Annotated in this window: 19 protein-coding genes; 12 read left to right on the plus strand and 7 right to left on the minus strand. The window is 53.1% G+C overall.

Annotation, left to right across the window (positions count from 1 at the left end):
* Positions 1-4 precede the first annotated feature (4 nt).
* Positions 5-1,579 (plus strand): alpha,alpha-trehalase TreF, encoded by a 1,575-nt coding sequence (treF, locus tag LX87_RS04735; RefSeq protein WP_111626994.1) that lies wholly within the window; start codon positions 5-7, stop codon positions 1,577-1,579.
* Here the strand turns inward: treF and LX87_RS04740 are convergent.
* A complete protein-coding gene (locus LX87_RS04740) occupies positions 1,576-2,817 on the minus strand; it encodes an alpha/beta hydrolase family protein (RefSeq protein ID WP_111626995.1) in 1,242 nt (413 codons plus the stop codon). The genes treF and LX87_RS04740 overlap by 4 nt on opposite strands.
* Positions 2,818-3,027: 210 nt before the next feature.
* On the opposite strand from LX87_RS04740, the gene LX87_RS04745 reads away from it, so the two are divergent.
* From LX87_RS04745 to LX87_RS04775, 7 genes are all read left to right on the plus strand, one after another.
* The gene (locus LX87_RS04745) at positions 3,028-3,378 is read left to right on the plus strand and encodes a PadR family transcriptional regulator (RefSeq protein WP_111626996.1); all 351 of its coding nucleotides are present in this window, start codon (positions 3,028-3,030) and stop codon (positions 3,376-3,378) included.
* A gap of 77 nt (positions 3,379-3,455) precedes the next feature.
* Positions 3,456-6,002, plus strand: a complete 2,547-nt coding sequence (locus LX87_RS04750) for an ABC transporter permease (RefSeq protein ID WP_111626997.1) — start codon at positions 3,456-3,458, stop codon at positions 6,000-6,002.
* Between the two features lie 87 nt (positions 6,003-6,089).
* On the plus strand, positions 6,090-8,711 hold the full coding sequence (locus LX87_RS04755; RefSeq protein ID WP_229310544.1) for a permease prefix domain 2-containing transporter: 2,622 nt from the start codon (positions 6,090-6,092) through the stop codon (positions 8,709-8,711).
* Between the two features lie 216 nt (positions 8,712-8,927).
* The gene (locus LX87_RS04760; RefSeq protein WP_111626998.1) at positions 8,928-9,266 is read left to right on the plus strand and encodes a PadR family transcriptional regulator; all 339 of its coding nucleotides are present in this window, start codon (positions 8,928-8,930) and stop codon (positions 9,264-9,266) included.
* 9 nt (positions 9,267-9,275) lie between these two features.
* A complete protein-coding gene (locus LX87_RS04765; protein ID WP_111626999.1) occupies positions 9,276-11,924 on the plus strand; it encodes an ABC transporter permease in 2,649 nt (882 codons plus the stop codon).
* A 161-nt stretch (positions 11,925-12,085) separates the two neighbouring features.
* Positions 12,086-14,470: an ABC transporter permease gene (locus LX87_RS04770; protein WP_111627487.1), complete on the plus strand. Its 2,385-nt coding sequence runs from the start codon at positions 12,086-12,088 to the stop codon at positions 14,468-14,470.
* Between the two features lie 32 nt (positions 14,471-14,502).
* Positions 14,503-16,929, plus strand: coding sequence for an ABC transporter permease (locus LX87_RS04775; protein ID WP_111627000.1), 2,427 nt, complete (start codon positions 14,503-14,505; stop codon positions 16,927-16,929).
* 119 nt (positions 16,930-17,048) lie between these two features.
* On the opposite strand, the gene pfkA is transcribed toward LX87_RS04775, so the two are convergent.
* From pfkA to LX87_RS04790, 3 genes are all read right to left on the minus strand, one after another.
* On the minus strand, positions 17,049-18,023 hold the full coding sequence (pfkA, locus tag LX87_RS04780) for a 6-phosphofructokinase (RefSeq protein WP_111627001.1): 975 nt from the start codon (positions 18,021-18,023) through the stop codon (positions 17,049-17,051).
* 213 nt (positions 18,024-18,236) lie between these two features.
* Positions 18,237-18,896: a phosphatase PAP2 family protein gene (locus LX87_RS04785; protein WP_111627002.1), complete on the minus strand. Its 660-nt coding sequence runs from the start codon at positions 18,894-18,896 to the stop codon at positions 18,237-18,239.
* A gap of 131 nt (positions 18,897-19,027) precedes the next feature.
* Entirely contained in the window at positions 19,028-19,777 is a 750-nt protein-coding gene (locus tag LX87_RS04790; RefSeq protein WP_111627003.1) for a glycosyltransferase family 2 protein, read from the minus strand.
* A gap of 57 nt (positions 19,778-19,834) precedes the next feature.
* Here LX87_RS04790 and LX87_RS04795 point away from each other — a divergent pair, with 57 nt between their 5' ends.
* Positions 19,835-20,572: a class I SAM-dependent methyltransferase gene (locus LX87_RS04795; protein WP_111627004.1), complete on the plus strand. Its 738-nt coding sequence runs from the start codon at positions 19,835-19,837 to the stop codon at positions 20,570-20,572.
* A gap of 69 nt (positions 20,573-20,641) precedes the next feature.
* On the opposite strand, the gene LX87_RS04800 is transcribed toward LX87_RS04795, so the two are convergent.
* The 3 genes from LX87_RS04800 to LX87_RS04810 all read right to left on the minus strand — a co-directional run bounded on the left by LX87_RS04800 (position 20,642) and on the right by LX87_RS04810 (position 23,672).
* The gene (locus tag LX87_RS04800) at positions 20,642-21,913 is read right to left on the minus strand and encodes a glycosyltransferase family 4 protein (RefSeq protein WP_111627005.1); all 1,272 of its coding nucleotides are present in this window, start codon (positions 21,911-21,913) and stop codon (positions 20,642-20,644) included.
* Positions 21,910-22,650 carry a class I SAM-dependent methyltransferase gene (locus LX87_RS04805; protein ID WP_111627006.1) on the minus strand — a complete coding sequence of 247 codons (741 nt, stop codon included), beginning with the start codon at positions 22,648-22,650 and terminating at the stop codon, positions 21,910-21,912. The genes LX87_RS04800 and LX87_RS04805 overlap by 4 nt, the downstream gene beginning before the upstream one ends.
* Positions 22,651-22,769: 119 nt before the next feature.
* Complete coding sequence (locus LX87_RS04810; RefSeq protein ID WP_146624426.1) at positions 22,770-23,672, minus strand: glycosyltransferase family protein; 903 nt, start codon at positions 23,670-23,672, stop codon at positions 22,770-22,772.
* Between the two features lie 253 nt (positions 23,673-23,925).
* Here LX87_RS04810 and LX87_RS04815 point away from each other — a divergent pair, with 253 nt between their 5' ends.
* Genes LX87_RS04815 through LX87_RS04825 form a run of 3 tightly spaced genes read left to right on the plus strand, consistent with a single transcriptional unit; the run spans position 23,926 to position 26,638 of the window.
* Complete coding sequence (locus LX87_RS04815) at positions 23,926-24,651, plus strand: class I SAM-dependent methyltransferase (RefSeq protein WP_111627008.1); 726 nt, start codon at positions 23,926-23,928, stop codon at positions 24,649-24,651.
* Positions 24,648-25,748, plus strand: coding sequence for a glycosyltransferase (locus tag LX87_RS04820; RefSeq protein WP_111627009.1), 1,101 nt, complete (start codon positions 24,648-24,650; stop codon positions 25,746-25,748). Before LX87_RS04815 ends, LX87_RS04820 begins: the two co-directional genes overlap by 4 nt.
* The gene (locus LX87_RS04825) at positions 25,745-26,638 is read left to right on the plus strand and encodes a class I SAM-dependent methyltransferase (protein ID WP_111627010.1); all 894 of its coding nucleotides are present in this window, start codon (positions 25,745-25,747) and stop codon (positions 26,636-26,638) included. Before LX87_RS04820 ends, LX87_RS04825 begins: the two co-directional genes overlap by 4 nt.
* The last annotated feature ends 9 nt before the right edge of the window (positions 26,639-26,647 follow it).

The following is a 26,647-nucleotide window of genomic DNA, read 5'->3' on the forward strand; positions in this document are numbered from 1 at the left end:
TTCTATGGCAGACACAACTCCGCATTTCCCTCAAATATACAGTATAGTACCAGCCATTTTGCCCCCCGACCAGCTATTCGGCCCTTTGTTTCATGATGTGCAGATGCAATTCGTGTTTGACGATTCCATTACATTTGCCGACTGCTATCCCAGGCGGGCACCGGAAGAGATTCTGAGCCGGTATGAAATTGAGAAACACCGGGATGGGTTTCGATTGGAGGATTTTGTGCATACGTATTTTCATCTGCCCAAAAATCTGGAAACCAACCATATCAGTGACCAGTCGCTGCCGACGTCGGTGCATCTGAACCGGATGTGGCCGATTTTCAAGCGACAGTCAGAGCCGCAGTGCTCCATGTTGCCCGTTCCCAAGCCCTATATCGTCCCTGGTGGGCGTTTTCGGGGACTCTATTACTGGGATAGTTACTTTACCATGCTGGGGCTGCGGGTTTCGGGCGAATACGAACTGATTCGGGACATGGTCGATAATTTTGCTTATCTGATTGACACCTACGGTCATATTCCGAATGCCAACCGGAGCTATTACCTGACCCGGTCGCAACCGCCGTTTTTTGCCCTGATGGTAAGGCTACTGGCCGAAATGGATGGTCCAGATACCCTGGTTCGCTACCTGCCCCACATGCAGAAAGAATACAACTACTGGATGGATGGATACTTTCGGCTCGATGATCAGGATAACGCTTTCCGGCGCGTGGTTATGTTGCCCGATGGCAGCATTTTAAATCGTTACTGGGATGATCTTTCAGCACCCCGCCCCGAATCGTACCGGGAGGATGTTGAACTGGCTCACCAGGCGGCTCCATACCGGATATCGCCCGGAACGCTGTATCGACACATCCGGGCGGCTTGCGAATCCGGCTGGGATTTCAGTTGCCGCTGGTTTGGCAATCCAGAACATCTGGCCACCATTCACACAACGGATATTATTCCGGTGGATCTGAACTGCCTGATGTATGAGCTGGAAATGACCCTGTCAGACGCTTATCTCCAGAGTTCTTTTCAGGAGCCAGGTGACCATTTCAGACAAAAAGCGGAGACTCGACGAAAAGCCATAATGACCTATCTCTGGGACGAAAAAGGGCACTTTTTCATGGATTATGACATCGTTTTACATAAGCCAACGCCGGTCTGGTCGCTGGCGGCCCTGTTTCCTTTATTCTGTGGAATAGCTACCGATGAGCAGGCGGCTCATGTGCACGAGCACATTGAAAAAAGCTTTTTGAAAGAAGGCGGGGTCGTTTCAACGCTTCAGGAAAGTGGACAACAGTGGGATTCTCCGAATGGCTGGGCACCCCTGCAATGGATCACCCATCAGGGCCTGTTGAGGTATGGGTTTACGCAGACTGCTGATGAAATCCGAAAGCGCTGGATGGCACTCAATGATAAGGTGTTTCGCGATACCGGTAAAATGATGGAAAAGTACAATGTCGTGGACACCAGTTTAACGGCGGGTGGGGGCGAATACCCTAATCAGGATGGTTTTGGCTGGACCAACGGCATTTATTTAGCTCTTCAAGCGAACGCCCATACACCTACCGACCAACGGGAAATAATCTAATTCGGTTTAATTATGAATGAACTGGAAGCCGACACGTCCCGGTGGTCTTTCAGGTAAAAAAAGCCGTATCGAAAACCTTCTTTCGGAATGGGGCTGGTGACGGTACGGTTTTTCGGATCAACGGTTGCTTTCTGTTTCGACCAGACCCGGTGTTCGTTCAGTGAGGTGGTGTCGTTGGAGTAGTGAAACTCGGCGGTGAGGATGGAGACCGGCGACTGGTAGGACAAATGGAGTGTGGAGTCCTGAACCGTTACCGGTGCCACCTGCACCAGCGGAACGCCGTCGTTGAGTACACTTTCGAAAAAATACCGGATTTCGTGCGGTATCCAGCCCGCTTCATGGCCGTGCGCCATGTTCGGAATGAGGCACAGGGTTCGCTGGTTTTCAGGCACCAGATCATAGGTTTTGTGGTAGGGAACCACGTTGTAAAACCGGTCGGTATTGCCGTTGACGAACAGAAACCGGGGCTTTGCAAAGGGCAGGTAGCTCGACGGGTCGAAAAACTTCATCCATCTCCGGTGGCTCCCCGCCGAAAGCCGGCTGATCGATTTTTTGAAAATATCGGACTCGTCGTAATACCCGCAGCCGTACACCGGGGCGGCTGCTTTGAACCGGTTGTCCAGACTGGCAACTAGGCAGGTCAGGTAACCACCCCAACTGATTCCGGTTACCGCCGTTCGGGCCGCATCCACTTCCGGAAAGCTCCGCAGCAGCGAGTGGGCCAGAATGGCGCTGGACACGGCCTGATACGTCCACATATCTTTCAGAGCGGCTTTCTCCAGTTTAGAGAACTTATCGACATCGCCCTGGTCGGGTCCGGCCTGCGCCAGCCGTTGGCCGTCAGCTCCTTTTCCGGCCAGGTCCATCGCGATGGCGGCATACCCGTCGGCAGCCCATTTTTCGACCCACTCTTTGAACGCTTTTCCGCCCCCGCCGTGGATCAGGACAACGCCGGGAAACCGCTGTTTACCGGTGGCTTTTCCCCGAATCAGATCAGGGTTGGAGTAATAGGCAAAAACCTGCGTGGGTTTTCCTTCGTAGTCAGTTCCCTGGTAAAGCAAGGAATGAACGGTGCCGTTTTGGTTTATCCATTCAACACGGGGAGCTTTGCTCAGGGCTTTCAAATCCCACAGCAGTGAGTCAACTTGAATGACACCGGCGTCGATGACAGAGACATTTTTCTTCTGGGCAAACCCTGTCGTAAGGCCGAGCAGGAGCAGCAGGAGCAACGGTTTCATGGCGGAATACCTATCGGTTCAGGAATTGAAGAGAAAAGCGGGAGGGGCGGCCAAACTACTGTCCGTGATGGATGAGCCCGTTCACAACCGGACAATTCGTTGTCCGAAATCGTACAACGGTTTTCTGAAACCCATCTGAAATGGCGATTTAGGGCGGTTTTTTAGCCTGGTAAGATATTTGATCAGCAAAAATAGAACTAATTGATAGCGATGAAACGCAGCTATTTAGGTGAGTTTGAGGAAATCGTTCTGCTCACCGTAGCCGTGCTGGAAGGTGCGGCCTACGGCGTATCCATTACCCACGAAATCATTGAGCAAACCGGTCGTTCGGTGCGGCTGAACCAGATTCATTCGGCGCTGGAACGGCTGGAAGATAAAGGGATGGTGAAGTCGGAAATGGGCGAACCCACGGCCGAGCGCGGTGGTCGGCGCAAGCGGTTTTTTACCGTCACGGCGTACGGCCGACGAACCCTGGAAGAGATTCAGGAGGTGCGGGTGACGTTCTGGAGTCGCCTGCTCATAAGAGGAATGCAGAGTAATGAGTTAAGAGTGATGAGTTAAAACGCATCGGAATGCTCTAGAACCTTGGCCTATTTGTAAATCATCACTCTTAACTTTTAACTCATAACTCTTCACTCATGACCCCGCCCCGCCTGGCCGACCGGCTTCTCCACCTCTTCTGCGCGCCTGACCGGCTGGAAGAGGTGCAGGGCGATTTGCACGAGGAATTTCAGTACCAGTTTCGGCGGGTGGGGGCGCGACGGGCACGCTGGCGGTATTGGCGCGACGTGCTGGGGTTTATTCGACCGTTCGCGAGTAGGAGAAAATCAAAAGAATACCAAAAAATTATACCGTTCGATATGATCCAGAACTATTTTAAAATCGCCTGGCGAAGCCTGCAACGAAATCGTTTGCTGGGATTTATCAACGTTGCGGGTTTATCGCTCGGGATGGCCTGTAGTCTGCTTATTGGTCTGTGGGTGTGGGATGAGTTTCAGGTTGATAAAGGGCTGCCGGATGGCGATCGGCTTTACCTGGTCCGGCTGACGGATGGTGCCTATACCAGTGATATTCTGCCGGGCCCGCTCGCCGAAGCCCTAAAGAAAGACGTTCCGGAGGTGGATAAGGCCACGAAATTTACGGTCTGGAGCAACGATTTTCTGCTCAGGGCCGGAAACCGGTTTGGTAAAAAAGTGGGCCTTTACGCATCCGCCGATTTCTTCGATGTGTTTCAGTATCCGGTTTTACAGGGCAACCCCGGTCTGGCCATTCAGTCGCCCAACGCAATCGTTATTACCCGCAATGTGGCGCAGGCATTTTTTGGGAATTCGCAAGCCGTCGGCAAAACCATCCAGCTCAACAACGAAAAATACTACCGCGTTGGGGCCGTCATCGAGAACGTGCCCCAAAACTCATCGGTCCAGTTTGACTGGATTGTCAACTTCAGCGAAGCCGAAGAAGGCTGGATGAAAACCTGGAACAATAACGCGTTTCGGACGTATGTAAAGCTCAAAAATGGGAGTACCCAGGCCGGTGCGGAAGCCCGGATGGCGGGGCTGCTGCCACGGTATCAGACGGGAGCAACCGCCAAACCGATTCTGCAACGGCTTGGTGACGTTTACCTGTATGGCGAGTATACGAACGGCAAGCCTACCGGCGGGCGGATTGAGTACGTGCGTACGTTCAGCCTGATCGCGTTGCTCATTCTACTGGTGGCTTGTGTCAATTTCATGAACCTGGCCACGGCCCGGTCATCGCTGCGCGCAAAAGAAGTGGGGATTCGGAAGGTCGTTGGGGCCCGACGGCTGTCGCTGATAGGCCAGTTTATGAGCGAATCGTTGCTGCTGAATGTCTTCTCGGCGGGGCTGGCGGTTGGCCTGGTTCAACTGATGCTGCCATACGTCAACCCACTGGTGGACAAGCAACTGGCAATCGATTTTACCGCACCCCTGGCCTGGGGAAGCCTGTTGGCCCTGATTGGCGTCACCAGTGTGATCGCGGGAAGTTACCCGGCCTTGGTGCTGTCGGTTATGCAGCCCGCCCGGGTGCTGAAAGGCGCGTTAAGCAGCACCCCGACCGGCGCCGGATTCCGGAAAACGCTGGTGGTTTTTCAATTTTCGCTTTCCATCTTTCTGATCGTCGGTATGCTGATTATCGGTCGGCAAATGCATTACATCCGTACGAAACAACTGGGCCTGAACCGGCAAGATTTGTTGCACGTCGCTGTCGAAGGAAACCTGCGGCCCCGGATGGAAGCGTTTCGGCAGGAACTGCAACGTTCTGATGCGATTCAGGCCGTAACCACAACGGGTGAATTACCCATCCGGATTGGCAGCACCGGTAGCCTCGATTGGCCGGGGAAAGATCCGAAAACCGACGCGTCGGTTTCGACCATGAAAGTCGGTGTCGATTTTACGAAAACGCTCGGGATCAACTTGCTGGCCGGGCGCGATTTTACCGCAGCCGATACGTCCAATTACCTGGTGAATGAATCGGCGGTTAAGATGATGAAGCTTGAAAATCCCATCGGCGCCGAAGTGACTTTTCAGCGGGGAAAAGGGCGGATTATCGGTGTAATGCAGGATTTCCACCTGAGTTCTTTTCACGAACCCATCCGTCCGCTGGTGTTAAGCAATTATCCGAAATGGACGAATTACTTTCTGATCAAAACGCAGCCCGGAAAAACCGAGGAGGCCATTCAGGTGATTGAACAGACGGCCCGGCAACTCAATCCCGGCTATCCGTTTGACTACCATTTTGTGGACGAAGAATACGAAAAACTGTACCGAAGCGAGACGCTCGTAAATACCCTCATCAACTATTTTGGAATTCTGGCCATTTTCATTTCGTGTCTGGGCCTGTTCGGACTGGCCACGTTTACCGCCGAGCAGCGGACGAAGGAAATTGGAGTCCGGAAAGTACTGGGCGCATCCGTGGGCGGAATTCTTGTGCTGCTCTCGAAAGACTTCCTGAAACTCGTCTTTGTTGCTATTCTGCTGGCCTCGCCGGTGGCGTGGTGGGCCATGCACCGCTGGTTGCAGAGCTTCACTTACCGGATTGACATAGAATGGTGGATGTTTGCGCTGGCGGGTTTGCTGGCCGTTGCCATTGCGCTACTGACCGTCAGCTTTCAGAGCATCAAAGCCGCGCTGATGAACCCGGTTCGCTCGCTGCGCTCGGAATGAAGAATGATGAGTGAAGAATTAAAACACATCAGAATCCTCTAGCTCCCGGGCCTATTTGTAACTCATAACTCTTAATTCTTAACTCCCATGACCCCGCCCCGCCTTGCCGACCAGTTCCTCAAATTCTTCTGCGCTCCTGACCGGCTGGAAGAAGTGCAGGGCGATTTGCACGAGGAGTTTGCCTATCAGGTTAGGCGCGTCGGCGAACGGCGGGCGCGCTGGCGGTACTGGCGCGATGTGCTGGGATTTTTCAGGCCCTTCGCCATCAGGCGTAAACCGGGCGACTATTCGCCAAACCCTTTATTCAGCCCTTCTATGATTCAAAATTATGTCAAAATCGCCTGGCGGAACCTGGTGAAAAACCAGACGTATGCCCTCATCAACGTTACCGGTCTGGGACTGGGTATTGGCGCTGCGCTCCTGATTTTTGCGCTGGTTCGTTACCATTATGCCATTGATAAACACCACCAGAAGTATGATCGCATTTACCGGGTACTGACCGAGTTTGTAACCCCCGAAGGCGTTTTTGATATAGCCGGTGTGCCTTATGCAATGGGGAAAGCACTCCAGAATGACCATCCGGCTATCGAAAATCTGGCGATGATCGATATTTATCGGGATCCTTTAGTGGCCATACCGATGCCCACCGGACCCGACCGGAAATTCAAGGAAGCTCACCAAATGGGCGCTTTTGTGCAACCGGCTTATTTCAGGATTTTCGATTATCACTGGGTAGTGGGCGGACCAACTGAACTGGCTCAGCCTAATACCGTGGTGATCAGCGCCGAAAATGCAACGAAGTACTTTGGCACAACGCAGGTAATCGGTAAAGTCATTAAGCTCAATGCTGTCATGAATACCCGGATTGTCGGTGTTTTTGAAGATTACCGGGACAATACCGACTTCGCCTATCCAATCATGGCTTCGTGGGCCAGTCTGCGGGAGTTCTACGGTAGACCATTGACGGAGGGTTTTGACAATATAAACGGCGATACACAATGCTTTGTGAGCCTGAATGACGGTTTCTCCAAAGCCGACTGGGACCGGCAGATGATGGCATTTGTAAAGAAATACAAACCGCATGGCGTCAAGGATACCCGGTTTCCGATGCAGCCGCTGCGCGATATTCATTTCTCGACCGACACCGGCGGAGTTAGTCAGGGGCTGATCTGGTCGTTGTTTGCCATTGGCGTTTTCCTAATCATTACGGCCAGCATCAACTTCGTCAACCTCGCCACGGCGCAGGCCCTCAACCGATCCCGGGAGGTGGGGGTCCGGAAAGTGCTGGGCAGCACCCGGGGACAGTTGTTCTGGCAGTTTATCGGCGAAACGGCTTTGCTAACCCTCGCAGCAACGGCCCTGGCGCTCCTTTTTTTCCAGATCGGTCAGCAACTGGCGCAGGAACGTTTACACGGTGCGTTTCGGTTTACGTTCTACTACGACGTGTCAGTCATTGGTTGGTTGGCACTAATCGTTGTCGTCGTGATTGGCTTATCTGGTCTTTATCCGGCGCTGGTACTCGCGGGCTTTAAACCGGCAATGGCCCTGGCGGGGCGGATTACGACCCGGCAGGTGGGCGGGTTTTCGGTACGGCGAGGTCTGGTCATTACCCAATTTGCTATTTCCCAGATGCTGATTGTGGGCATGATCGTCGTGGCCAGCCAGTTGCAATACATTCAGACCAAAGATCTGGGCTTTCGTCAGGAGGCCATTTTAACGGTTAGGCTACCCAGTTCACCGAAGCAGGATATCAGCAAAATGAACACGTTCCGAAATCTGGCCCTGGCTATTCCGGAGGTGAAAAAACTGAGCTATTCGGTTAGCGGACCACCTCAGTCGGGCTGGATTAGTCAGACGATGATTAAGTTCGATACTCGGCCTGAACCCGAAAAATTTACTACCCAGCAACAATTTATCGATGCCGATTACCTGAATGTATACGGCTTAAAACTGGTCGCCGGGCGGAATCTTCAACCTGCCGACACCGCCCGCGAGGTGCTGGTCAACGAAGCGTTTGTGAAGGCATTGGGAATTCGTGATCCGGCGAAGGTGCTGGGTAAACTCATGCATAACGGGCGGGGACTCGAAATTGTCGGGGTGCTGAAGGACTTCAATCAGAACAATCTGAAAAGCGGGATTGCGCCACTTTATATGACCACCCGGGCAACCAGCTATTTCTATGCGAATCTGCAACTGCACAATGGCAATTTCAGGCGTGTCATTGAGCAACTGGAAAAGGACTATAACGGACTTTATCCGGACAGTTATTTCTCCGCGCAATTCGTTGATGAGCAATTGCAGGAATTCTACGTTCAGGAGCAGACGATGGCAAGTCTGGTCAATTTCTTTGCCGGCATTGCGGTTATTATCGGTGGCCTGGGTCTGTACGGACTCGTGCTGTTTATGGCGGCTCAGAAAACCAAGGAGATTGGCGTTCGCAAAGTCCTGGGTGCTAGCATTCGGGATATCCTTTGGCTGTTTGGCCGGGAGTTTTTCCGGCTGATTGTCGTAGCCTTTGTCATAGCAACGCCGATGGCCTGGTGGGTTATGAGCCACTGGTTGCAGGATTTTGTCTACCGCATCGAACTGGACTGGTGGATTTTTGCTCTGGCGATGCTTCTGACAGCCCTGATCACTTTACTAACGGTTTCCTACGAATCCATCAAGGCTTCCTTCGCAAATCCGGTGAAGAGTTTACGGAGTGAATAATCTACGTTAGCATGACGCGGACTAGTTCAATCCGCGTCATGCTAGCTTCAAGACTGTTATAGGTCAGGCGGTGTCCGCTTTAGTACGTTCTGCTGTCCGCTTTTGGACATATTTTTAACGCAATAGACTGAAAATAGTGGCTTAATGCCCGGCAAAGGCTGTTTGGCCTGCTTGGCACTTCATTTGTTCGGCATTATCGTATAAAATACCAGCGCCATGAAAAGGGCTTTTTTGGGGGAATTCGAAGAAGTGGTTTTGCTGACCGTGGCTGTCCTGGACGAAAGCGCCTACGGCGTGACGGTTACGCAGGAGATCGAACAGAAAACCGGTCGGGCGGTGGGCTTCAGTACAGTTCATACCACGCTGCAACGCCTGGAGGAAAAAGGGTATCTGTCGTCGAGAATGAGCGGAGCTACGGCTGAACGCGGTGGTCGGCGGAAACGGTTTTTTACGGTCACCACCGCGGGCCGGAAGGCACTCGTAGAAGTGAAACATATCCGCGAGCAATTGTGGGGCGCGCTGCCTCCGCAAACGCTGCAATTAATGGGAAATTAACAATCACCCATGAAAACGTCAAAACCGCCCCGCTGGGCCACCTGGCTGCTGGAAGCATTCGCCCATCCCGATTCGCGGGAGGAAGTGCAGGGCGACTTGCTGGAGTTGTATGCCTATTGGGTCGAAACCGTCGGAGAACGCAAGGCTCGCTGGCGCTACTGGCTGAATGCCCTGAAATTAATGCGGCCTCTGGCCCGTCGTAAACCCGCAACGCACTATTCAACACCCTTTTTCCTAAGCCCTGTTATGATCCGCAATTACCTGAAAGTGGCCTTCCGAAACCTTGTCAAAAACAAGGTGTATTCGTTTATCAACATCGGCGGATTAGCCGTCGGAATGGCTGTAGCAATGCTTATCGGCCTTTGGCTGTATGATGAACTGTCATTCAACCAATACCATAAAAATTACGATCGGGTTGCGCAGGTAATGCAACAGCAAACCTCGAACGGGAAAATATACACGCAGTCTGCAATTCCTTTTCCGCTGGGCAACGAACTGCGAACCAAATACGGCGGTGAGTTCAAGTACCTGTCGATGGCATCCTGGGAGGGGGAACATATTCTGACGTACGGCGACAGGAAGTTTTCGAAATCGGGCTGTTACATGGAACCTGATGCGCCCCGGATGTTCTCGCTTACCATGCTGAGAGGCTCGGAGGAAGGGTTAAAAGAGCCCAATTCCATTCTGCTATCCGAGTCGGTAGCCAAAGCTGTATTTGGCGAGGCAGATCCGCTGAATAAGCTGATGAAAATTGACAATAAGCTGGATGTCAAAGTAACCGGAGTGTACGAAGATCTTCCTTACAATACGACTTTCAGAGACCTCGCGTTTATTGCGCCCTGGGACTTGTACGCTACATCGGAATCGTGGATTAAACGCGCCCGGGACGAGTGGGGTAATAACTCCTTCCAGCTTTTTGCGCAGATTAACGACCAGACCCATTACGAAACGGTCAACAAACGCATCCTTAAGGCCAGGTACAACAATGTGGACGAGAGCGAGAAAAAATTCAATGCCCGGATTTTTCTCCATCCCATGCGCGACTGGCACCTGCGATCCAACTGGGAGGAGGGAGTACAGACGGGCGGACTCATTGAATATGTCTGGCTGTTTGGTATCGTCGGCGTTTTCGTCCTGCTGCTGGCCTGTATTAACTTCATGAATCTGAGCACAGCCCGGTCGGAAAAGCGGGCCAAGGAGATTGGTATCCGGAAGGCCATCGGGTCGGTGCGCAGCCAGTTGATTAGTCAGTTTCTGAGCGAATCGCTGCTGGTCGTTGCCGTGGCCTTTGTGCTGGCCCTGTTGCTGGTTCAGTTGAGTTTGCCCTGGTTCAATGAGGTGGCCAACAAGCGCATGGAGGTTTTATGGACTCATCCGGGCTTCTGGCTGCTCGGCCTCGGTTTTAGCCTGCTGACGGGCCTGGTTGCCGGTAGTTACCCCGCCCTGTATTTATCGTCGTTTGAGCCTATTAAAGCATTGAAAGGAAATAGGTACGCATCACGGTTTCAGACCATCCGTTTCGTTTCCATTCCCCGGAAAGTCCTGGTTGTCCTCCAGTTTACGGTTTCGGTTTCCCTGATTATCGGGACCATCATCGTATACCGCCAGATTCAGTTTTCAAAAAACCGTCCCATCGGGTATAGCCGGGATGGACTGATGATGATTCAGATGAAATCGCCGGAATTTTACGGCAAATTTGAGTTGCTCCGGTCCGAACTCAAACGCTCCGGTGCCATTATCGAAATGGCCGAATCGTCCAGCCCGGTAACATCGGTCTGGTCAAACAACGGGGGCTTTGAATGGGCCGGTAAAGATCCCAGCCTGGATGCTGATTTTTCCACCATCTGGGTAACACACGAGTTTGGAAAAACCGTCGGCTGGCAATTTAAGGAAGGCCGGGATTTTTCGCGGGACTTTTCAACCGACTCCTCATCCCTTGTGGTTAACGAAGCCGCCGTCAAATTCATGGGCATCAAGGACCCAATTGGCACCGTTGTGCGGTGGGGAACCGACAGTAGGGCCAGATCGTTCAAGATCGTCGGTGTCATCAAAGACATGATCATGGATTCGCCCTATGACCCGGTGAAGCAAGCCTTCTATCTGCTCGATTATGAAAATGTGAACTGGATCGATCTGAAGCTGAACCCGGCCAAAAGCGCAAGCGAATCCGTGGCTAAAATAGAAGCCGTTTTTAAGCGCGTCATTCCCTCGGCTCCCTTCGATTACAAGTTCGCGGATGAAGAGTTTGCGGCCAAGTTTGCGGCTGAGGAGCGGATCGGCACCCTCGCTTCGGGTTTTGCGGTGCTTGCCATCTTCATCAGTTGCCTGGGGATGTTTGGGCTGGCCTCCTTCGTGGTGGAGCAGCGGACCAAAGAAATTGGCGTGCGGAAAGTCCTGGGGGCTTCGGTGCTCAACTTATGGGGGTTGTTGTCGAAAGACTTTGTTTTTCTGGTCCTGATCGCCTTCGGAATAGCGACGCCCATCGCTTATTATTTCCTGCATGGCTGGCTACAGAAATACGAATACCGGACGGAGATTTCCTGGTGGATTTTTGCCGCATCGGGCGTTGGCGCACTGACAATCACCCTGCTAACCGTTAGCTTCCAGAGCATTAAAGCCGCCCTGATGAACCCGGTCAGGAGTTTGCGGACGGAATAAGGTGATTCCGAATCTTATTGTTCATCCGCGGACATCGGTTTGTCCGAAATCGTACATAAGCATACTATTTTGTTTTGTAAATAGCTGTAAGCCAGTGGGATGGTTTCGTCGGCATAAAAGTTGAACGGGGATTGGTAGCCTAACCTCCTCCGATGATTTTTATGCTGCGAAACTACCTGACCATTGCCTGGCGGAATATTCTGAAAGACAAATTCTACAGCCTGATCAATATTCTGGGCCTGACCATCGGCGTCACCTGTGGCCTGTTGCTGCTGCTCTACGTGACCGATGAACTGAGCTTCGACCGCTACCACGAAAAGCGCGACCGGATTTACCGGATTGTTTCAAACATCACGGAACCGGATAAAATCAACCATTGGCGGGATACACAGGCCCCACTGGCGAAAACGCTCAGGCAGGATTACCCGTTCGTCGAAAATTACGTACGGTTTTTTCCATACGGTCGGGTGATGTTCCGGCGGGGTGAAAAGCGGTTTTACGAAACCGACGTGTATGCCGCCGACTCGACGGTTTTCGACGTATTCAGCTACACGTTCATTGAAGGTGATCCTAAAACGGCTTTAGACCGGCCCGGCAATGTCGTTCTGACGCAAACGACGGCTCGTAAATTCTTCGGAAACCAACCGGCCCTGGGCCAATCGCTGCAAACGAACGATACAACGTTTTACAAAGTTGCGGGCGTAATTGAAGATGTTCCCAAAAATTCACACTTCACCTTCAACGCCTTGTTCGCGCTCGGCCCGAACGAGCGTCAGGCAGATTACTGGGGTAATTTTTACGTGGTGAGCTACCTGCTGCTGCCCGAAAACTTTGACACGAAGATTCTGGAAAGCAAATTTCCGCAGCTCTACGAGAAGCACATGGCGTCGATTTTCCAGCGGATGGGCATCAAAATTACCTATGAACTGCAACCCTTGACCAAAATTCATTTGCACTCCAAACTGGACGGGGAAGCGGGCGGAGACATTGGGTACGTGTATACGTTTGCGGCTGTGGCTTTCTTTATGTTGCTGATTGCCAGTATCAACTATATGAATCTTTCGACGGCCCGCTCGGCCAAGCGAGCCAAGGAAGTCGGTCTGCGGAAAGTGATGGGGTCGCTCCGAAAGGCACTGATGGCCCAATTCCTGACCGAGTCGGTACTGATGACGGTATTGGCCCTGACAGCCAGTCTCATTTTTGTGGCTCTGCTGCTGCCGTTTTTCAATACCGTTTCGGGTAAAGAGATTCAGTTCCGGGAGCTGTTGCAGCCGCAGTTTCTGCTCATTGCGCTGGCCATCGTGGTTTTTACCGGATTCATCAGCGGCAGTTATCCCGCTTTTTATCTGTCTTCTTTTGAACCAGCAACGGTTTTGAAAGGCTCGTTTAATGCCAAAGGCGGCAGTTTCTTCCGGAAAACGCTGGTGGTCGCCCAGTTTTCCATTTCGCTGATCATGCTCATCTGCACCTGGATTGTTTATCAGCAACTGAACTACATGCGGAACAAGGACCTGGGGTACGACCGCGAGCAGGTGCTGACCGTCGACTACCAGGATGGTCAACCCCGCGACCGCTACAATGCACTGCGGACGGCGCTCCTGACCAACCCGAACATTCGCAGCGTTGCCACGGCTTCGTCGCCGACCAGCAACATTGGCGGGCGCGTTATTTTTGCGGTGGAGTCCAATACCGGCCTGAAAGAGATGGGATTCAAACCGATGGGCATTGACCACGATTATCTGAAAACGATGGGCATGAAAGTGGTCAGCGGGCGGGATTTTTCCGCCGATATTCCTGCCGATACCACGAACGGCGTGTTGATCAACCAGGCCGCCGTCAAGCGCATGGGCTGGACAGAACCGCTGGGCAAGAAGGTGCTGCTGGGCGGGTTGCCGCAAGCCGGTCAGCCATCTCCGCCGACGGCGAAAGTGGTGGGTGTGGTGAAAGATTTTCACCAGCAGTCGTTGTACAGCCCCATCGAACCGATGATTATGGTATACCGTCCGAATAATGGGGTGGTACACATCAAGATCGATGCGAAGAATGCCGACAAGACGGTGGCGTTTATCGGGCAAAAATGGCGCGAAACCTACCCCGACCGGTTGTTTGAATACCGTTTTCTGGATCAGGATTTTGAATCGGCCTACCGGGCCGACGAACTCCGTGGGCGCGTCTTTACGGCTTTCTCGACCTTGACGATTCTGATTGCCTGTCTGGGTCTGTTTGGCCTGGCGACGTTCACAACCGAGCAGCGGGTAAAGGAAATCGGCGTTCGGAAAGTGCTGGGGGCGTCGGTTTCCAACGTCGTGTTCTTACTTTCCAAAGACTTTACCAAACTGGTGCTGTTTTCATTTCCCATCGCCATTCCGGTGGCCTGGTATTCGATGGACCGGTGGTTGCAGCATTTTCCGTACAAAACCGAAATTGGCGTCGGCGTTTTCGTGATGGCCTGTGCGCTCACCCTGTTCATTTGCTGGATAACCGTTATCTATCAATCCCTAAAAGCCGCCGTGGCGAATCCCGTAAAGTCACTGCGGAGTGAATAAAACGATCAGGACGATTCACGGCCTTTAAAACCATGCTACGCAACTACATCAAAATCGCTATTCGTAACCTCCGTAAGCAGCGGGGCTTTACATTCATCAACATCTTTGGGCTGGCGGTTGGGCTGGCCTGCTGTCTATTGATTACGCTCTATGTGATCGATGAACTGCGCTACGACCGCTACCACGAAAAAGCTAACCGCATTTACCGGGTCAACAGCGACATCAAGTTTGGCGGCAATGATATGCACATGGCCGTGTCGCCCGACCCGATGGGGCCAACCTTGCTGAAAGATTATTCGCAGGTGGAGAACTTCGTGCGGTTACACGGACGGGGTACGTGGCTGGTCAAACGGGCGGGACAACTGAACAGCCTGCGGGAAAGAGACATCATTTTTGCGGATTCGACGCTTTTTGACGTCTTTACGTTGCCGCTGGTGGCCGGAAATCCGAAACGGGCGCTGGTCGAACCCAATACCGTCGTTATCAGTGAGTCGGCCGCAAAACGGCAGTTCGGCAACCAGAACCCGATGGGGCAATCGCTGGTGTTTGATAATCAATTGACCTGCCGGGTAACGGGTGTCATGCGGGATATGCCCACGAATTCGCATTTCCGGACGGATTATTTCATCAGTATGCGAAGTGACAATTACGAGTGGGGGCGGTGGCTGAGCAACAACCATCATACGTACGTTTTGCTGAAAGAGGGAGTAGACTACCGGACGTTTAATCAGAACTTTGAAACCATCATTCAAAAATACGTCGGACCGCAGGTGGTAACTTTTCTGGGAATAGCCATTAAGCAACTTCGGCAATCGGGTAACCGAATTAGTTACTCGCTGATTCCGATGACTGATATTCACCTGCGTTCCAAGCAGACCATTGAACTGGCACCCAACAGCGACATTCAGTACGTCTACGTATTCTCGGCGGTGGCGGTATTTATTCTGCTGATTGCCTGTATTAATTTCATGAATCTTTCGACGGCCCGCTCGGCCAACCGGGCGAAGGAAGTGGGCGTCCGGAAAGTGCTGGGATCCGTGCAGCGGCAACTGATCGGGCAATTCATGACCGAGTCGATATTGATGTCCATTCTGGCAATGGGATTAGCGCTGGTGATCGTGGCCCTGACGGTGCCGTTCTTCAATCAAATTTCGGCCAAACAACTGACCATTGACAGCCTGTTTGTACCCCAGTTCCTGCCGGTTTTACTGATTCTGCCGCTGGTAGTCGGTTTGCTGGCGGGCAGTTATCCGGCATTCTTTCTGTCGTCGTTCCGGCCCATCAGCGTGTTGAAGGGAAAGGTCAACCTGGGGTTAAAAAGCGCCGGTTTGCGGAGCGGTCTGGTGGTGTTTCAGTTCATGATGTCGGTTATTCTGATTATCGGCACGATGGTGGTTTATCGACAGATTAACTTCATCCAGACCACCAAACTGGGTTTCAAACGCGATCAGGTGCTGACCATCAATGAAGCCTACGCACTGGATAAGCAGGCGCAGGCGTTTAAAGAGGAGATATTGAAACTTCCGGGTGTGGTATCGGGTTCGTTATCGAGCTACCTGCCCGTACCGTCGGATCGGAGTGACAGCCCGCTGTTTCCGGAAGGCCAGATTGATCAGGCCAAGGCGGTTTCTTCACAACTGTGGGCCGTCGATCATGACTATATCCCGACGCTGGGTATGGAAATGGCCCAGGGCCGGAACTTCTCACGGGAGTTTGGGGCCGATTCCTCCGCCATTATTCTAAACGAAACCGCCGTCAAAATTTTTGGCTTTAAGGACCCGATTGGCCAGCGGGTGGCGCGAATGCTAGACGATGAAGGGACGGTTTTCAAAACCTACACGGTTATTGGTGTGGTAAAAAACTTCCATTTTGAGTCTCTTCGGCAGAACATCGGTTCGGTGGCCTTTTTCATGGATCCGTCCCGTGGGGCGGTTTCATTCCGGATCAGTAGTCAGGATATTCCGGCGCTGGTCAAACAGGTGGAAGCGAAGTGGCGACAAATGGCGCCGGGTATGCCCTTCAATTATTCCTTTCTGGAAGACAGTTTTGATTCGATGTACCGTGCCGAACAGCGTGTTGGTCAGATTGTATTGACGTTTTCGGTGCTGGCTATTCTGATTGCCTGTCTGGGCCTGTTTGGGTTAGCGGCTTTCATGGCCGAGCAACGCACGAAGGAAATTGGCGTTCGCAAAGTCCTGGGTGCCAGCGCCACCAGCATTGTGGGCCTGTTGTCGAAGGATTTTCTCAAACTCGTTCTGATTGCTATTCTGATTGCGACACCGATTGCCTGGTACGGCATGAATCAGTGGCTGGAAGACTTTGCGTATAAAATTGATGTGCCCTGGTGGGTGTTTGCCGTCGCTGGTGTTGTCGCCGTGGTCATTGCGTTTGTGACGGTATCGTTCCAGTCGATCAAAGCCGCTTTGACCAATCCGGTGAAGTCGCTGCGAGCGGAGTGAGGCACCCAGAGCGTTTGAATCCGTCCAATCTGCGTTTGGATTCGCAAGAAAAAAGGGAGCCGTTTTCGGCTCCCTTTTCATTGGGTAAGGATCGCAATCCATCCAACTACGGTTTTGTTCTAAACACTCAGAATCCGCACCATCCGCAGCAGATCTTCATTGATCGGCTTCGGCAGTTTAATGGTGTCAATAAAAGGAGTATAAATCAGTTCGTTATTGACGATACCGGCCATCACGTTTTTCTGGCCTTCCATTAATCCCTCCAGGGCTCCCAGACCCAGGCGGCTGGCCAGAATCCGGTCGTAGGCGGTGGGAACGCCCCCGCGCTGAATGTGGCCCAGCGTGGTAACCCGCATATCGATGTCAACCCCAACCTGCTCCCGAATCTGTTCGGCCAGCACGACGGCATTGCCCTCTACGTCGCCTTCCGCCACGATAATGATGGACGACGATTTCGACCGGCTCCAGCCCTGTTTCAGCGTTTCGACAACTTCCGGAATGGGTGTCAGCACTTCGGGTACCATCACCAGTTCGGCACCGCCCGCAATTCCCGACTGGATGGCAATGTACCCCGAGTCGCGGCCCATTACTTCAATAAAGAACACCCGGTCGTGGGAGTCGGCCGTATCCCGAATTTTGTCGATGGCTTCCAAGGCCGTGTTGACAGCCGTATCGTAGCCAATGGTATAATCCGTTCCGTAGAGGTCGTTGTCGATGGTTCCGGGCGCTCCGACGGTTGGAATATGATATTCTTCAAAAAACTTTAAAGCTCCGGTAAAAGTCCCGTTCCCGCCGATAGCAATCAACCCTTCAATGCCGTGGCTCATCAGTTGATCGTAGGCTTTTTTGCGGCCCTCGGGGGTCATAAACTCTTTGCTGCGAGCTGATTTCAGGATAGTCCCTCCGCGTTGAACGATGTTACTAACCGAGTGGGACGTCATGGGGAATATATCGCCGTTAATCATTCCGTTGTACCCCCGACGGATGCCGAACACCTCGACGCCGTGGTAGACTGCTCCCCTGACAACCGCCCGAATGCAGGCATTCATGCCGGGGGCGTCACCGCCGGAAGTAAAAACAGCTACGCGCTTCATGATAAAAGTCTATTTTAAATTTTCAGTGTGCAAAAAGATATTCGTTTGCCTTTCGCTTGCGAACCGCAAATTTATTTTCATTTTCGGACAAACCGACAAATGTGCTCAATGAAAAACGAATTTAATACTTTCGTAAAGTCCAAAGTCGTTTTTTTTAACCGGATTACTTATTCAAAAACGCTCAATAAGCGATTGGGAATGAGTTGTTTGTGATTACTTATCAGGCTGCTTGCGATGGCGTTTCAACTTTCGCTTTATCACCGGATAAACGGCATACGTTATCTTCACCGACGCAATCCCAATCCCTGCCCCGGTCAAAACATCGGCCCAATGGTGTTTTTCATTGGCAACCCGTAACACACCGGTGGCCGTTGCCATCGCGTAACCGGCAATACTGATCCAGGGACTTTTGTGTTTATAAGCCTGATGGAGCAGTTCGGCACCCGTAAAGGCCACCGCCGTGTGCCCGGACGGAAACGACCGCCGATTGGAACCATCGGGGCGCGTCGACTGAACCGTGCGCTTGAGTCCTTCCGTGACACCACCCATGACAACATTTGATAAAACCGTCACGGCAATTTCGTCGCCCAGTTTAATGGCCGGTTTAACGCCCGCTGCCTGCAACGCTACCCGCAGCCCATAAGGTCCAAACCGCAGGTAATCGTCGGCGGCACTGACGTGGCCGGTTGAGGTAAAGGGTTCGCGGGTCGGATGGCCCAGCAGCGCGGTTCCCACACCCGCCAGTGCCGCCGGAACGATAAAGGCCTTTAACGGATACCGTCGTTCGGTCGGAATGGAATCACCCGCCGTCTGGGCAAACAACCGAAAAGCCGTGAGCCAGAATAAGAAAAGAAACCGTATGCGTTGAGCCATGATGTGAAATTAAATCGGTTAAAGCCGTTTGGATAACCGGAAGCGTTGCCTCCTGTACCCACGGCTAAAGCGATGAGTTTTTACAAAACCAAAGTACTTCTCCCGCCAATCTTTTTAACGACGTTAGGGCTTCATTTCGCAAACCGAAACCGTACCGCCCGCTCCACAATTCGGACGTGGTTCCATAGTGTCGTCGCGGTTCCGAAATGCGTTGCCAGTACTTTAAACCGATCGGCCAGCGATTGCCGGTGGCGTTGAACAGACAAGCCACCAGTCAGGTATTTACACAAGATAAAATCGAGCCAAACTATTGTTCGGGCGGCTTTTAAACAGCGAATTTCCCAATCGATGTCTGCACTGAGATTATCGACCCAAAAATCGGGAACCAGGCTCCGTCGGGCAATAAAAGCCTGATGGCACACCTTCATACCCATCGCCATATCGCGCCAGGTCAGGTGGTGGGGTAGCGTATGGGGCGTTACCCGGGAACGCAACCCTAACGGTTTTCCCGTTTCATCAACAAACAGGGCATCGCTGTAATAGATATCGGCGGGATTAGTCCGGATCTGATGCAGCAGGTTGGCAACCGTTGTGGCGTCATGAATTTCATCCCCGGCGTTCATAAACCACACGTAGTCGCCCGTCGCCAGTTGCTGGCCCTTATTCATGGCATCGTACAAACCGCGATCCGGCTCCGAAATCCAGCGACTGATGTGGTTTTCGTATTTCCGTACTAGGTCCAGGGTACCGTCTTTCGAGTTGCCGTCGATGATCAGATACTCCACCTCGTCGCCCGGCTGATTGGCGATCAGGCTCTGGATTGTGCGTTCCAGAAACCGTTCGGCGTTGTAGGTGACGGTAATGATTGAGAGTAAGGGCATAGCTGCGTGGCGCAATTTGCAAAAAAACGGTAATTTTACGTGCTAACCAACGGCTGAATGGAAACGAATTCAACAACTTCGTCGGCGCTTCAGGATGCGTACCGGTCCCAATACGCTGATTCTGACCGGACCTGGCGGAATATGGGTGCGCGGATGAAGGCCGAAACCATTCGTCGTCTGTGTCAATCCTACAACTTCCCGAAGATGCTGGACGTGGGTTCGGGCGACGGTGCCGTGTTGCAGCAGCTCGATCAGGCCCGGTTTTGCCCGGCCCTGTATTCGCTGGAAATCTCGGAAAGCGGGGCCAGCCGAATCCGGGAGCGGGGCCTGAGTACGTTGCAGAATGTGCAGCTTTTCGACGGTTACAAAATACCGTACGGAGAAAAGGAGTTTCCGCTGGCAACCTGCTCGCACGTCATCGAACACGTCGAACATCCCCGGTTGCTGCTGCGCGAAATCGCTCGGGTGTCAGAGTACCAGTTTTTCGAAGTGCCTATTGACTTCAGCTTTTTCGTCGACCGGAAAACCGACCACTTTCTGTCGTACGGCCACATCAATATTTTCACGCCCTCCCTGTTTAAATTCCTGCTCAAATCCGAGGGTTTCGAAATTCTGGCGGAGCATAGCGTTTTTTACGACACAGCCGCCATCCGGCATTCGGCACCGAATGCACTGGCGTTCTGGGCCATCTGGCTGAAAACGCAGATTCTGAAATCCGTGCCGCCGTTGCGGAAAATCAAGCCGAGTGCCTTCGCGGTTTTGTGCCGGAAAAAAAGTGATCTGGCTATTTTCTAGGGAAGTTTATTACACAGAGTTAATCAGAGGGAATCAGAGTTTACCGGAGTTTTCTCTGATTCCCTCTGATTAACTCTGTGTAACAACACTCTTATACAGCTCGATGTAGCGCCGGGCAACCACGGTTTCGTCGTAATTCGTCACTACGTGCTGGCGGGCGTTTGCGGCCAGTTGTTCGTAAGCCGTGGCAGGCTGCTCCAGAATCCACTGCATCCCATTGGCCAGATCGTCCACCGAACGGTATTGTACCAGATAGCCGTTCTGCTGGTGATGCACCATTTCGGGAATACCGCCCACCTCAAAGCCCACTACCGGCGTTCCGCAGGCCATCGACTCCATAATCGTGTTTGGCAGATTTTCTTCCAGCGAAGGAATCACGAACAGGTCGGCGGCACTGTAAGCGGCCACGATTTGCCGCAGGTTGCTCAACGAGCCTAAAAAGTGATACCGGAACGGTAGGTCCTGCAACAAGCTTTCGTCACCACCGCCGAAGATCAGCAATTCCACCTCCTCAGGCCGGGCCAGTTGTTGGTGTAAGGAGTGAAGCGCCTGCTGGAAATACGAAAACCCTTTGCCCAGCGCCGACACTTTGGCGGCAGCAAACAGAATGAGTCGTTTGTCTGTCGAGACGTTCAACTCTTGCCGGGCTGCGGTTTTTTCCAGCGGAGAAAATAATTGGGTATCAAGTGGGTTGGGGATGGCTTTAACCGCCAGATTCCCGAACAGGCTGCTCTGCCGGGCGCGATTGGCCAGCCACTGGCTGCAACCAACGGGCGTTAACCGGGCATTTTCGTAGGCTTGTTGTTTGCGGAGCCAGTCGCCGTGGGAAAGGTCGTCGGGCGCCGGATTGCGCAGGAACGGGCAGTGGCCGCACTGCTGCTGATACCGTTCGCAGGTACCGCTGTGGTGGCAGCCACCGGTAAACGACCACATATCGTGCATGGTCCAGACCACCGGTTTTCTCAGCGCGAACAGTTTGCCCAGCGAGCGGGTGGATAAAAAGCCGAACGTGGTCCAGTGCAGGTGCAGAATGTCGGCCTGCCGAACGAGCGGGTGGTCGCTAATGTCAGTACCGATCAGGGCGGGGGAAAAGGCAAACCGAACGGCGCGGCTGCGTTCAAAGGGCACAAACGTCAGGCGGTCGAGCGCAAACCGGGCCGTAGCCCAGCGTTTTTGCCAGCCTGTCCGGGCCAGCGAAACCACCGACGGTTCGTCGATCGAGGTTTCGGCCACCAGCATTTGCGATGGCAAACCCGCTCGGTTCAGCGCCTGATTGAGCCGATTGGCGGCAATGGCAGCCCCGCCCGCCCGGTGGTAGGTGCTCAGATGAAGAACCTTCATTTGGTAGCCGTCAGGACGATATAAGGCGAAAACGCTTTGGTTTCCACCGGAACCAGTTTGAAGAACACCTTTAACGGCAGCCAGAGCACTTTTTTCAGTATCCGGCCCAGCAACGGCTTTTCGTGTTCCCGTTCCAGCCAGAGCATAAACCGACCGTCATAATACACCCGAATGTTTTTCAGCCCCAGCCGCTCACCCGCTTTTCGCAATCGGTCCAGATCCATCGACTGGATGTTGTGTTTGGCATAATTCTCCGGGTCGAAGGTTTTCTGAAACCAGCCGTTCAGCCCGCGAAAGTTGGGCAGGGTAACAAGCAGCGTTCCACCCGGATTGAGCGATTCCACATGCTTTTCAATGATATTTTCCGTATCGTCGAAATGCTCGATCAGGCCGTTCGACATCACCAGGTCAAAGCCCTGTCGTGGGGTATACTGAAACAAATCGGTTTCGATAACGCCCACTGAGCCTTCCGGCAACCCGTTGGCCCGCTCCAGATCGTGCAGAATTTTCGGATGGACAACGTAGTCGAGCAGCGTGGTGTCGGTGTTCAGGTGCTTTTTCATCCAGACCGAATAATAGCCCGGAAAACCGCCCAGTTCCAGCGCCGAATGGGTGGGCCGGGCTGTTGCCAGTTGCCGAATGAGGGGCAAAAAGGGGTATTTGTTTGGTACTTTAAAAATCAACCCTTCTTTCGATTCCCAGTAATTGAGCCAGAATGTGCGGTCGGTTAGTGTCAAAGCCGTAGTGAATCAAGGAGCAGGCAGCGGTCCCGCATCCCGACAAAAATAGTCACTCTCGCACAGAATCGAAACCGCCAGCCGCTAAAGTCGTCCCGCAACCCCGAACGGGGATGGGGCTAGATACCGTACTTGTAGCGGTTGATAGCCTGGCGGATCAGGCTCGGGCGGAAGTATCGTTTCAGGTTGCGAACCATTTCCGGCTCGGGCTGCACGTCTGACGTTAACTGAATTTTTCCTTCGTGCAGGGCCGTGTTGTGGTGTCGGCTGAACCGGCCAAAGTTGGTTCCGGCGTCGTAACCGATGTGCTCCACCTTCGACCGGATGGGGTAGAGGCAATACCGTTTTTGCTTGAAATGTGTGTAACTCCAGCGAATGGCCCAGGAGCTGATCAGGCCCTTTTGCTGCTTCTCGAACATTGGAATCAGGTCGCTGCCACTGGCCGAAAACGCCCGGCGCGCTTCCGGATTGCGGATAAAATCGGCGTAGTCAGGTACCGACCAGTCGGCCAGTTCCCAACGGTCTTTCCAGGTCGACCAGCCCAGCGACGACGCGCGGGGCAACAGCAGAACGTCCCTGGAATACGTGGCTGGAATCGTGAACGGATACAAATACCCCGAAATCGAAAAAACGAGCGGGTGGTTTTCGTAAAAGTCCAAAGCCGCGTTCTGGAACGCCAGGAAATCGGTCGTGCAAATAATATCGTCTTCCATGACAATCACGCGGCCGTGCTGCGCAATTACTTCCGTAACGCCCCGGATGACGGAGTTGGCCAGGCCCTGATTGGTTTCGGCGGCTTTGATGCGAACGTCCGCAAAGCCTTCGATGGTTGGCAGGTAATCCCGTACCTTCTGCACCCGTTCGGCATCGTCTTTGGCGGTGGCTGAATTTGTCTTAGGACCATCCGAAAAAACATACAGCGTACTGTCTTTTGCCAACGGGTTGGCCGCTAAATACTGGATGGTTTCGCGCAGGTGATCGACGCGGTTGTAACAGAATAAAACAATGGGAGCGAGAGTCATTTCAATAGCCGGTATTCCGATGACAGCATTTGGGTAGTCGCTACCCAATACCGTATCCTTCAAACTAATTGCAAGATTACTCAATTATTTGCATCGTCTCTGCTTTCTTTGCGTGCAGGATTTCGACCCGCATCGAAAAAGCAGTCGGGCCTGCTTGTACAAAAGTGGTATCTTTGCGCCGGGCTTACCCGCAGGAGCCCATCAAATCAGTTGATTAGCAGCCCGGGCGGTACCACGACGTTTAGACTTTATTATGACAACAATCCGCGCTGAAGCGATGCCGGACGACCCGTCTGAGCACTACCGGATTAAACCTCCACTGACCAATCCCCGACGGTATTACCTCATGAAACTGAGGGAGTTGGTGCAGTATGCCAAAACTACGTTTATCGATCCGATGACGAAAACGGGCCGGATTAAACTGGCCGATTACGGCTGCGGCACCAAACCGTACGTCTCGCTTTTTCCGCCCGAACAGGTGCAGTACATCGGCATCGACCTCGACTGGAACCCGCACGCGGATGTCTATATTGGCTCCGACAGCCGCATCAACATGCCCGATGCGCAGGTGGACGTGGTGCTGTCGACGCAGGTGCTCGAACACGTCGAAGATCCGGAAGGGTATTTGCAGGAAGCCTGCCGTATTCTGAAACCCGGCGGTTTGCTGCTGCTGACCACCCACGGTTACTGGATGTATCACCCCGACCCCACCGACTACTGGCGGTGGACCTCATCGGGGCTGCAAAAAATTGTAGCTCGCAACGGGTTTGAAATCGTCTCGTTCCGGGGAATTATTGGCCGGTCGGCGATGGGGCTGCAACTGTTTCAGGACGGTTTTCTGTTTAAAATACCGCGTTGGCTGTGGCCGCCGTTCGCGTTGGTGATGCAGGCGTCGATCAGTTTGTTTGATAAAACGACCTCGCAGGAAACAAAGGACAAGGACGCGTGTACGTATCTGGTCGTTGGGAGGAAACTATGAAGCTCTGCATTGCCTATCCGAACAAAAATAGCTTTTCGGAGACGTTTATTTACAACCATATAGCAAACCTCAAACCGGAACTGACGCTTTCCGGCGGCTGGCGACCGTATCGTACCAAAGACGGCGATTCAATCATCCAAATGCCGCTGGCCGAGCCGATTCGGGTGGGTGTCAAACGGGGTTTGTCGTTTCTGTATCCGGCTTTTTACACGCATTTCCTGACCCGGTATCTCCGGCAAAACCGTCCGGATGTGGTACTGGCTGAATACGGTCCGACGGGCTGCGCCGTAATGGCCGCTTGCCGGAAGGCGGGTGTGCCGTTGGTGGTGCATTTTCACGGGTTCGACGCCGTGGATAAGGAAACGTTACGGAAATACGGGGCGGCCTACCGTCAACTTTTCGCACAGGCCAAAGCGATTGTGGCGGTATCCAATGACATGGTGGAGCAGCTTATTCGATTGGGGGGCGACCCAGCCAAAGTCCACCGGAATCCGTACGGAGTTGAAACGAAATTCTTCTCCGGGGCCGAACCGGAAAGGGCGGATAAAGTAATTGTTTCAGTCGGGCGGTTTACGGCCAAAAAAGCGCCCCAACTGACCATTCGGGCGTTTGATAAAGTGCTGGACCGGCACCCCGACGCAAAGTTGGTAATGATTGGCACCGGCGAGTTAGTTGAAGAATGTAAAAAGCTGGTGGACCAGTTGCAGTTAAAATACGCCGTTAGCCTGCTGGGTGTGAAACCCGCCGAAGAAATTGCCGAATGGCACCGGAAGGCGCGGCTGTACGCCCAGCATTCGATGGTGAACCCGGTAAACGGCGATTCGGAAGGGACGCCCAATACCGTACTGGAAGCGTCGGCGGCTGGTTTGCCCATCGTTAGTACGCGCCATGCCGGAATCAAGGAAGCCGTTGAGCACGGCGTAACCGGTTTTCTGGTCGAGGAAGGCGATTTTCAGGCGATGGCGAACCACATGGTCCAGTTGCTGGATGAGCCAAAGCTGGCCGGAGAACTGGGCCGGAACGCCCGCCAGAAAATGATTCATGAATACGAAATGAGCGACCGCATCAACGCTCTCAAACACATTCTGGAACTATGACCGTGATCTCACCATTGACCAATTCCCCGGATGTTTCGCCCGTTCGGAGCCTGAACGCCCGCACCATCGAACAACGGTATCGTGAGCAGTTCGGGATGGATGTCAGCCGGTATTTTGCCGGGTTGGATGAGGTGATGATTTACGAATGCAATCGGTCGAAACTGCGGTTTTATTACCCGTTTTCGCTGGCGGGCGACGCGGCTTTTTACGCCGATCTGGGCCAGCATTACAAAGGCTACTACAGTCCGTGGAAATGGGAGCATGAGACGGTTTTTCAGCACATTCAATCGGGTGATCGGGTCCTGGAAATCGGGAGCGGTAACGGTTATTTCCTGAAACGGCTGCCCGAAAAAGAGGCCGTCGGGCTGGGTCTGGAACTGAACGATGATGCGATTGCGTACGGAAAAAAAATCGGCGTTAACATCATCAACGAAGATTTGAAGATTCACGCGGAGCAGCACGCCGGTCAATATGATGTGGTGTGCGCGTTTCAGGTATTTGAGCACGTCAACAACGTCGGCGAGTTTTTCCGGCAGGCGGCTCAGTGCGTCAAACCGGGCGGTTTGCTGGCCATCGGCGTGCCGAACAATGCCTCCTATTATTTCCGCGAAGACCCGTACCACACGCTAAACCTGCCGCCCCACCACACCTTGCTCTGGGACCCTACGTCGCTGCGGTATGCCGGGGAGTTGATGGGCCTGAAGGTGGTCGAAACCCGCAACGAGCCCGCAACGGTCACGCACCGGAGTCTGGGCTACCGGCTGTGGCTGGAGAAAAATCTGGGCCGGAATTTGCTGACCACGCTGGTGTACAAAAGCACCCGCTTCGTTGCCAAACGCCTGCCCATTATGTCCGACGGTGCGACGGTGGTGGCAATTTATCGAAAGTGAGTTAATCAG

Origin of the sequence: Larkinella arboricola (assembly GCF_003259745.1) — a bacterium.
Classification (GTDB): domain Bacteria; phylum Bacteroidota; class Bacteroidia; order Cytophagales; family Spirosomataceae; genus Larkinella; species Larkinella arboricola.